This window comes from Phenylobacterium sp. (assembly GCF_044236515.1).
GTDB lineage: Bacteria > Pseudomonadota > Alphaproteobacteria > Caulobacterales > Caulobacteraceae > Phenylobacterium.
In genome coordinates this window covers 1-8,058 of record NZ_JBIIGK010000137.1, presented here as the reverse complement: position 1 = coordinate 8,058, position 8,058 = coordinate 1, and the positions used below count along the sequence as shown (strand labels likewise).

At 70.3% G+C, this 8,058-nt stretch carries 11 protein-coding genes; 6 read left to right on the top strand and 5 right to left on the bottom strand.

What is annotated here, in order from left to right; genetic code table 11:
• Positions 1-399 (top strand): hypothetical protein (locus tag ACILRF_RS12785; RefSeq protein WP_395673467.1); only part of this gene is annotated, 399 nt, incomplete at its 5' end.
• A 13-nt stretch (positions 400-412) separates the two neighbouring features.
• Here ACILRF_RS12785 and ACILRF_RS12780 read toward each other — a convergent pair.
• The 4 genes from ACILRF_RS12780 to ACILRF_RS12765 are packed head-to-tail and all read right to left on the bottom strand — an operon-like array spanning position 413 to position 2,983.
• The gene (locus tag ACILRF_RS12780; protein ID WP_395673465.1) at positions 413-1,264 is read right to left on the bottom strand and encodes a neutral zinc metallopeptidase; all 852 of its coding nucleotides are present in this window, start codon (positions 1,262-1,264) and stop codon (positions 413-415) included.
• Between the two features lie 60 nt (positions 1,265-1,324).
• Positions 1,325-1,888 (bottom strand): demethoxyubiquinone hydroxylase family protein, encoded by a 564-nt coding sequence (locus tag ACILRF_RS12775; RefSeq protein WP_395673463.1) that lies wholly within the window; start codon positions 1,886-1,888, stop codon positions 1,325-1,327.
• A complete protein-coding gene (locus tag ACILRF_RS12770) occupies positions 1,885-2,394 on the bottom strand; it encodes a disulfide bond formation protein B (protein ID WP_395673461.1) in 510 nt (169 codons plus the stop codon). Before ACILRF_RS12770 ends, ACILRF_RS12775 begins: the two co-directional genes overlap by 4 nt.
• Positions 2,395-2,404: 10 nt before the next feature.
• A complete protein-coding gene (locus ACILRF_RS12765) occupies positions 2,405-2,983 on the bottom strand; it encodes a YqaA family protein (protein ID WP_395673459.1) in 579 nt (192 codons plus the stop codon).
• A gap of 115 nt (positions 2,984-3,098) precedes the next feature.
• Between ACILRF_RS12765 and hppD the strand changes: the two genes are divergently transcribed.
• From hppD to ACILRF_RS12740, 5 genes are read left to right on the top strand one after another with little or no spacing between them, the layout of a single operon-like run.
• Positions 3,099-4,205, top strand: a complete 1,107-nt coding sequence (gene hppD, locus ACILRF_RS12760) for a 4-hydroxyphenylpyruvate dioxygenase (RefSeq protein WP_395673457.1) — start codon at positions 3,099-3,101, stop codon at positions 4,203-4,205.
• A gap of 50 nt (positions 4,206-4,255) precedes the next feature.
• Positions 4,256-5,248 carry an isoaspartyl peptidase/L-asparaginase family protein gene (locus tag ACILRF_RS12755; RefSeq protein WP_395673455.1) on the top strand — a complete coding sequence of 331 codons (993 nt, stop codon included), beginning with the start codon at positions 4,256-4,258 and terminating at the stop codon, positions 5,246-5,248.
• Entirely contained in the window at positions 5,248-6,381 is a 1,134-nt protein-coding gene (locus ACILRF_RS12750; RefSeq protein WP_395673453.1) for a homogentisate 1,2-dioxygenase, read from the top strand. Before ACILRF_RS12755 ends, ACILRF_RS12750 begins: the two co-directional genes overlap by 1 nt.
• A complete protein-coding gene (locus ACILRF_RS12745; RefSeq protein WP_395673451.1) occupies positions 6,381-6,659 on the top strand; it encodes a hypothetical protein in 279 nt (92 codons plus the stop codon). The genes ACILRF_RS12750 and ACILRF_RS12745 overlap by 1 nt, the downstream gene beginning before the upstream one ends.
• Positions 6,656-7,666: a fumarylacetoacetate hydrolase family protein gene (locus ACILRF_RS12740; RefSeq protein WP_395673449.1), complete on the top strand. Its 1,011-nt coding sequence runs from the start codon at positions 6,656-6,658 to the stop codon at positions 7,664-7,666. The genes ACILRF_RS12745 and ACILRF_RS12740 overlap by 4 nt, the downstream gene beginning before the upstream one ends.
• Here ACILRF_RS12740 and ACILRF_RS12735 read toward each other — a convergent pair.
• On the bottom strand, positions 7,663-8,058 hold a 396-nt coding region (locus ACILRF_RS12735; RefSeq protein WP_395673447.1), incomplete at its 5' end, for a hypothetical protein. The genes ACILRF_RS12740 and ACILRF_RS12735 overlap by 4 nt on opposite strands.

The window sequence follows — 8,058 nt, the reverse complement described above, 5'->3', positions numbered from 1 at the left end:
CTCGCCGCCTGCGCCGCCCCCTACGCCTCCGCGCCGCGGGAGCCCCTGCCGATGTCGCTGGCCGCGGCCCCGCCGCCGGGAACCGCCCTGGCCTCCGGCGAATGCTTCCGGACCTCCGACATCGAGGACCACCGCATCGCCGATCCGCGCACCCTGCTGCTGCGCGTCCGGCGTAACGACGTCTACCGGGTCGGCATGTCCGGCAACTGCCTGGCCGGCGCCCTCTCCAGCGACCCGCTGTTGATGCGCTCGCCGCCGGGCGCCACCATCGCCTGCCGGCCGCTCGAACTCGACATCGGCGTCATCAAGAACAACTTCACGTCGCCCTGCCTTGTCGACTCCATCGTCAAGCTGACGCCGGACCAGGTCGCCTCGCTGCCGCCGCGCCTGCGGCCCTGAACGCCGGCCGCCCCTAAAGGCGGCTGGCCCGGAACGTGTCGCACGCGGCTGGATCGCCGGCCTGCACGCCGGTCCGGAACCACCGCATCCGCTGCTCCGAGCTCCCGTGGGTGAAGGCGTCCGGCATCACCCGGCCCTGCGCCTTGCGCTGCAGGGTGTCGTCGCCGACCGCGGCCGCGGCCCGCAGCCCGTCCTCGATGTCGCGCGGGTCCAGCGTCACCTGTCCGTTCGAGACACTGGCCGCGTGGGCCGCCCAAACGCCGGCATAACAGTCGGCCTGCAGTTCCAGCCGTACCGCCCCGCTCTCGGCGCCGCGCGCGCCCATCCGCCGCGACTGCTCCGACGCCCCGGTCAGGGTCTGGACGTGGTGGCCGATCTCGTGGGCGATGACATAGGCCCGCGCCGCCTCGCCGCGCGCGCCGAGCTGGCTTTCCAGGTCCTGCCAGAACGACAGGTCCAGATAGACCTTGCGGTCGGCGGGGCAATAGAACGGCCCCATCGCCGACTGGCCCATGCCGCAGCCGGTGCCGGTGGCGCGGTCATAGATCACCACCGCCGCCGGCGGCTGATACTCGCCGCCCTGCTGGCGGAACACCTGGGTCCAGACGTCATCGACATTGGTGGCGACCACATCGACGAACCGGCCCGCCTCGTCGGCGGGCGCGCCGCGCACGCCCTCCTGCTGCTGGACCTGTTGGCCGCCGCCGACCACGCTCATGGTGGTCGAGGGATCGATGCCGAAGACGAAATAGCCGATCAGCGCCAGGATCACCCCGCCGGCCCCGACCCCGCCGCCGAGCGCCGCCGGTCCCAGACCGCGCCGGTCCTCGATATTGCCGCCGCCACGCCCGCCGGACCACCGCATGATCTGCTCCGCTTCAAAGATAAGCCGAGCCGATAACGCCGAGCGGCCGCCTGCGCTCCGTCAGATCTTTTCGCTGATCTTGATCGCCGCCCGGCAACCGCCGCGGATAACCGCCGACAGCAGGCCATAGCCGGGCGCCTCGCGAGCGCCCTCCTCCACGGCCATGTCGCGGTGCGCCAGCTCCTCCTGGCGGAACTGCTCCAGCTGCGCGGCCAGCTCCGGCTCCAGTTCGGCGAGCTCCGCCACCTGGCCGGCGTAATGCTCCTCGATCACCGTCTCGACCGCCTCGGTGCAGGCGTGGGCGGCTTTCTCCCCAAGCAGCGCGGTGCCGGCCCCCAGCGCGAATCCGGCCAGTCGCCAGACGGGCGCCAACGCCGTCGGCCGCACCCGGCGCTCCGTCAGCAGCCGGTCGAAGCGCGCGAGGTGCTCGGCCTCGTGGGCCTCCATCTCGGCGAGTTGGCCGGCGATGCGCTCGCGGCCGGGGGCCTCGCCCAGCACCGCCCGCTGTCCGCGATAGATCGAAACCGCCCCGAGCTCGCCGGCATGGTCGACCCGCAGGATCTCGGAAAGCCGGGTCCCTAAGGCGCCCTGCCCGGGACGGGGCGGAACCGGCTTGGCGCTCACAGCTTGGCCCTCTCGCGCAGCGCCGCAAGGACGCTCAGCACGGCAAGCGCCAGCGACACCAAGGCGTTCCATCCGGCCATCGACAGGCCGGCCATCACCCAGGCCGCCTCGTCGCAGGCCGGCGGGCGAACCTTGGCGCCCGCCAGGAAGGCTTCCATGTCGGCGACGCTGACGCCGCCGGAGCCGCCGGACGCGCAGGTCGTCGGCCCTGACCACCACTTCCACTCGACGCCGGCGTGATAGGCGGCGACGCCCGTCCCCGCCAGGAACACCACCGCCAGCACCCAGCACGTCGCGCCGCGCCAGCGCGGCCCGCCCGGCGTCCGCACCAGCACCATGAAGACGAGGGCGAGGCCGAGCGCGACCCAATAGACCTCGCGCTGGCGCAGGCAGAGTGCGCAGGGCGCGTAGCCGCCGAAGGTCTGGAAGGCATGGGCCGTGGCCAGCATCCCTGCCGACACCAGCAGGGCGACGAGCCGCCAGCGATCGAGGATCGGGTTCAGCATCGCGGCCAGCCTACAGCAAGACCTTCACGGCCACGATCCCGCCGATCAGCAGCAGGAGCAGCAGCACCGAATAGAGGTTCAGCCGCCGCTCGAACTCCTTCAGCATCGCCGGTCCGCAGTATTTCAGGATCCCCGCCACCGCGAAGAACCGCACCCCCCGGGTCAGCACCGAAGCCCAGATGAAGGTGAAGAAGTCGAACCGCGCGAAGCCGGCGGTGATCGTCACCAGCTTGTAGGGGATCGGCGTCAGGCCCTTGGCCAGGATCACCGCCAGCCCGTACTGGTCGAACCAGCGCTGGAACTCCTCACGCCCCTCCGGATGCCCGAACAGGGTGAGGATCGCCATCCCCACCGGCTCCAGGAACACGCCGATGGCATAACCGAGCATGCCGCCTAGCACCGAGGCCAGGGTGCACAGACCGGCGTAGAAGAACGCCCGCTCGCGCCTCGCCAGCACCATCGGCGCCAGCATCACGTCCGGCGGGATCGGGAAGAACGAGCTCTCCGCGAATGACACCACCGCCAGCGACGCCGGCGCATGCTTGGAGGCGGCCAGCCGCATCACCCAAAAGTACAGTTTTCGGAACATCAGCGATCCAGCCCCGGATTCGAGCGTTTGGCCTAGCAGGGGCGGCGCGGCTTGTCTCGCACGCCGATGACGACCAGTCTGGCCGTCACCATCTCTCGATCAGGGAGACGACATCATGACCGTGCACGCGCAGACCCCGTCCCGAGACCTGTCCGGCGACTTGTTCGAAAACCCGCTTGGCACCGACGGCTTCGAGTTCGTCGAGTTCACCTCGCCCGAGCCCGAGCGGCTCAAGGGCCTGTTCGAGATGATGGGCTTCACCGCCGTCGCTCGGCACCGGTCGAAGAACGTCCTTCGCTTCCGCCAGGGCGACATCAACTTCATCCTCAACATGGAGCCCCAGGGCCAGCCGGCCGAGTTCCGCCAGATTCACGGCCCCTCCGCCAACGCCATGGCCTTCCGGGTCAGGGACGCGGCCGAGGCCTTGAAGCTGGCGCTGGAGCGCGGCGCGACCCAGGTGACCGGCCCGGTCGGCCCGATGGAGCTCAACATCCCGGCCATCGAGGGGATCGGCGGCTCGAACCTCTACCTCGTCGACCGCTACGGCGCGCAGGAGATCTACGACGTCGACTTCGTCGCCATTCCCGGCGCCGACGAAGCGGCGAACGCCGTTGGCCTGACCTACATCGACCACCTGACCCACAACGTCTTCCGTGGGCGGATGGCGACCTGGGCGGAGTTCTACGAGCGCATCTTCAACTTCCGGGAGATCCGCTACTTCGACATCGAGGGCGCCCAGACCGGCCTGTTCTCCAAGGCGATGACCAGCCCCTGCGGCAAGATCCGTATCCCGCTCAACGAAAGCCAGGACGAGCATTCGCAGATCGAGGAGTTCCTGCGCGACTACCACGGCGAAGGCATCCAGCACGTCGCCCTCGGAACGGGCGACATCTTCCACGCGGTCGAGGCGATGCGCGAGCGCGGCGTCCGCTTCCAGGACACGCCGGAGACCTACTACGAGCAGCTCGACGCCCGGGTGCCCGGCCACGGCGAGAGCCTGCAGCGCCTGCGCGCCGACCGCATCCTGGTCGACGGCGCGCCCACCGAGGGCCAAGGCCTGCTGCTGCAGATCTTCACCGAGAACATGATCGGCCCGATCTTCTTCGAGCTGATCCAGCGCAAGGGCAACGAAGGCTTCGGCGAGGGCAATTTCAAGGCCCTGTTCGAGTCTATCGAGCTCGATCAGATGCGCCGCGGCGTGCTGCCGCCGAAAGCGGATTGATGCGCCGCCTTGCGGCCCTTGTTTGTACGGCGTTTGTGGGAATGGGTTCGATGGCCGAGGCGCGTCCCAAGTGGGCTCTGGTGGTGCACGGCGGGGCGGGCGTCATCGCCCGCAGCGACCTGAAGCCGGAGCAGGAAGCCGCCTACCGCCAGGGAGTCGCCGAGGCCGCCGAGGCCGGGGCGGCGGTGCTCAGGGGCGGCGGCACGGCCGTCGACGCGGTCGAGGCCGCCGTTCGCCGGCTGGAGGAGAACCCGCTGTTCAACGCCGGCCGCGGCGCGGTCTTCACTGCCGAGGGCCGCAACGAGCTCGACGCCTCGATCATGGAGGGCCGCTCCCTCAAGGCGGGCGCGGTCGCCGGGGTGACCCGCACCCGCAGCCCAATCGGCCTCGCCCGCCGGGTCATGGAACGCTCGGCGCACGTCTTCCTGATCGGCGACGGGGCGGACGCCTTCTCGAAAGCCCAGGGCCTCGAGCAGGTCGAGCCGGGCTGGTTCTTCACCGAGGGCCGCTGGAAAGCGCTCGAGCGCGAGCTCGGCAAGCAGGGCCTGCCGATCCCGCCCCGGCCGCCGGGGGCCGCCGAGGCCGCGAACGAAGCCGCCGCCTTGGCTCATGACGAGGGCAAGCGCGGCACCGTCGGGGCCGTGGCGGTGGACACTCGCGGCGACGTTGCCGCCGCCACTTCGACCGGCGGCACCACCGCCAAGCGCTGGGGCCGCGTCGGCGACAGCCCGATCATCGGCGCGGGAACCTACGCCTCCAACCGGTCCTGCGCCGTGTCGGCCACCGGAACCGGCGAGTATTTCATCCGCCTGACTGTGGCGCGGGAGATCTGCGCCCTCGTCGAGCACAAGGGAATGGGCCTGCAGGCCGCCGCCGACCAGGTCGTGCAGAAGGACCTGACCGCCATCGACGGCGACGGCGGCGTCATCGCCGTCGCGCCTGACGGCGACATGGCCTGGAGCTACAACACCTCCGGCATGTACCGGGCCAGGATCGGCGAGGGACAGCCCCTCGTTGTCGGCATCTACAAGGACGAGCCGTGATGGCCGGACGCAACTGGATCCCCGTCCGCGGCGCCCAGGGGCGCCACTCCCGCCAGGCCCACGCCGACCTGCCGGACGGCACCTACGAGCGCGAGATCTCCAAGGAAGGCTTCTTCGGCCCGGCCTCGTTCATCCATCACCGCCGCCCGCCGACCGGCTGGAGCAGTTTCGAGGGTCCGCTGCGTCCGCGCGCCTTCGATCTGGCGAAGCTGGCCGCCGGCGAGGAGAGCCCCTGGGCCGCGCCGGTCGTGCTGCACAACCGCGCCTGCGAAGTCCGGTTCTGGACCCTCGCCGGGGCCATGCCCGCCCTGGCCCGCAACGCCGACGGCGACACCCTGCTGTTCGTCCACGCCGGGGCCGGCGAGCTGTTCTGCGACTACGGCCGGCTGAGCTATGAGGCCGGCGACTACCTCTACCTGCCGCGCGGCTGCATGTGGCGGCTGAGGCCGCAGGGACAGACCGCGGTCCTCGTCATCCAGGCGACCAACAGCCACTTCGGCTTGCCCGACAAGGGCCTGCTCGGCGGCCACGCCCTGTTCGACCCCGCCATGCTGCGGATTCCGGAGCTCGACGCGGCCTTCGAGGCCCATCAGGCCGAGTCCGGCGACTTCCGCGTGGAGATCAAGAAGCGGGGCGAGGTCTCGGTCGTGACCTACCCGTACAACCCGCTCGACGCCGTCGGCTGGCACGGCGACCTCGCGCCTGTCCGCCTCAACGTCCGCGACATCCGGCCGGTGGTCAGCCACCGCTACCACCTGCCGCCCAGCGTCCACACCACCTTCCTGGCGGACCGGTTCGTGGTCTGTACGTTCACGCCGCGGCCCTTCGAGACCGATCCCGGCGCGCTGAAGGTGCCGTTCTTCCACAACAACGACGATTTCGATGAGGTGATCTTCTACCACGCCGGCGACTTCTTCAGCCGCGACCACATCGAGGCCGGCATGATGACCTTCCATCCGTCCGGCTTCACCCACGGCCCGCATCCCAAGGCGCTGAAAAACATGCTGGTCCAGCCCAAGGCGGCGACCGACGAATATGCCGTGATGATCGACACCCGCGACCCGTTGGAGGTTGGCGAGGCCGCCGCCGCCGTCGAGGACCTGGCTTACGTCGACAGCTGGAAAGGCGGTTGATGGACGCCGTCGAGGACATGGCCGCCGCCGCCCGCGAGGAGCTCGAGCGCGCCTGCACCCTCGGCTGGAACCAGCTTCAGGGGCTGACGCCGTGGGGCGACACCTTCGATGGCTTCACGCCGCACGGCCAGGAAGTCTCCTTCGAGCGCAGCTATCTCTGGGAAGGCGCGCCGGGGACCGACATCCGCGTCGAGATCACCGTGTTCGAGCCGCACGCCTACGAGCAGGGCGTGCGCCTGGCGCGCATCATTCATCGTGAGGAGAACGAGACGACATGAAGCTGGCGTCCCTGAAGGGCGGCCGCGACGGGCGGCTGGTGGTGGTCTCGAACGACGTGGCCTGGTTCACCGATGCGGGGCACATCGCCCCGACCTTGCAGTACGCCCTCGACCACTGGTGGCGGATTGAACCCGAACTGCGCGGCCTGGCCGAAGGGCTGGAGCACGGCGCCATGCCGAAGGACCGCTTCCACGAGCATTCCGCCGCCAGCCCCCTTCCCCGCGCCTATCAGTGGATCGACGGCTCGGCCTACCTCAACCACGTCGAGCTGGTGCGGCGGGCCCGCGGCGCCGAGATGCCGGAGAGCTTCCGCACCGACCCCCTGCTCTACCAGGGCGGCTCGGACGGGTTCCTCGGTCCGCGCGACCCGATCCCGCTCGGCGACGAGGCCTGGGGCCTCGACCTCGAGGCCGAGGTGGCGGTGATCACCGGCGACGTGCCGATGGGCGCGAGCCGCGAACAGGCCCTGGCGGCGATCCGCCTCGTCCTGCTGTGCAACGACGTCAGCCTGCGCAACCTGATCCCGAACGAGCTGGCGAAAGGCTTCGGCTTCTACCAGTCCAAGCCGGCCTCGGCCTTCTCGCCCGTCGCGGTGACGCCCGACGCCCTGCCCGGCTGGAAGGACGGCAAGCTCTCCGGCGCCCTCGACGTCGAACTGAATGGCAAGCCGCTCGGCGCGGCAGACGCCGGCGCCGACATGGCCTTCGACTTCGGGACGCTGATCGCCCACGCGGCCAAGACCCGGTCCCTGTCGGCCGGGACCATCGTTGGCTCGGGAACGGTCTCGAACCGTGGCCCCGATGGCGGCCCCGGCAAGCCGGTCGGCGAAGGCGGCGTCGGCTATTCCTGCCTCGCGGAGGTCCGGACGGTCGAGACCCTGGCCGGCGGCGAGGCGCGCACGCCCTTCCTGACGGCCGGCGACGTCGTCCGCATCGAGATGCGCGACGCCCGTCGCCACACCATCTTCGGCGCCATCGAGCAGGAGGTCCGCCCGCTCGCGCCCTAGTGGACGGCGCAGGCCTCGCGGCAGCCCCAGCGGTGGGAGCCTTCGCCGAACGGCAGGTGGAAGCCGAGAGCCGCCCGCCGGCGCTCGTCGCGCCAGTTCTCCTCGAAGGAGAGGATCAGCGCCGCCTGCAGATCCTCGGGAATCTGCCTGACGTCGTGCCCCAGCGTGCGCGCGACCTGTTCGATCACCAGACCTCGGTGCGCTTCGCCGCCGAGCATCAGGAGGACTTCGCGGACGTGCTTGGCGAGGGTGTGTGTTCCCCGCGCCGGCTTCTTGCCGCGACGCGTTTCGGAAGTGATTTCCACGTTCTTCTCCATGGCCTCCCGAGCTTTGCCATGGCGGATTTGACGAGCGGTTAAACGGGAGGGCGAATTCAGCATTAACCGCAGCCT

Bases quoted from the DNA above. Each gene is read 5' to 3' on its own strand.
- ACILRF_RS12780 (WP_395673465.1), bottom strand. From the start codon at position 1,264: ATGCGGTGGTCCGGCGGGCGTGGCGGCGGCAATATCGAGGACCGGCGC.
- ACILRF_RS12770 (WP_395673461.1), bottom strand. From the start codon at position 2,394: ATGCTGAACCCGATCCTCGATCGCTGGCGGCTCGTCGCCCTGCTGGTG.
- ACILRF_RS12765 (WP_395673459.1), bottom strand. From the start codon at position 2,983: ATGTTCCGAAAACTGTACTTTTGGGTGATGCGGCTGGCCGCCTCCAAG.
- hppD (WP_395673457.1), top strand. From the start codon at position 3,099: ATGACCGTGCACGCGCAGACCCCGTCCCGAGACCTGTCCGGCGACTTG.
- ACILRF_RS12755 (WP_395673455.1), top strand. From the start codon at position 4,256: ATGGCCGAGGCGCGTCCCAAGTGGGCTCTGGTGGTGCACGGCGGGGCG.
- ACILRF_RS12750 (WP_395673453.1), top strand. From the start codon at position 5,248: ATGGCCGGACGCAACTGGATCCCCGTCCGCGGCGCCCAGGGGCGCCAC.
- ACILRF_RS12745 (WP_395673451.1), top strand. From the start codon at position 6,381: ATGGACGCCGTCGAGGACATGGCCGCCGCCGCCCGCGAGGAGCTCGAG.
- ACILRF_RS12740 (WP_395673449.1), top strand. From the start codon at position 6,656: ATGAAGCTGGCGTCCCTGAAGGGCGGCCGCGACGGGCGGCTGGTGGTG.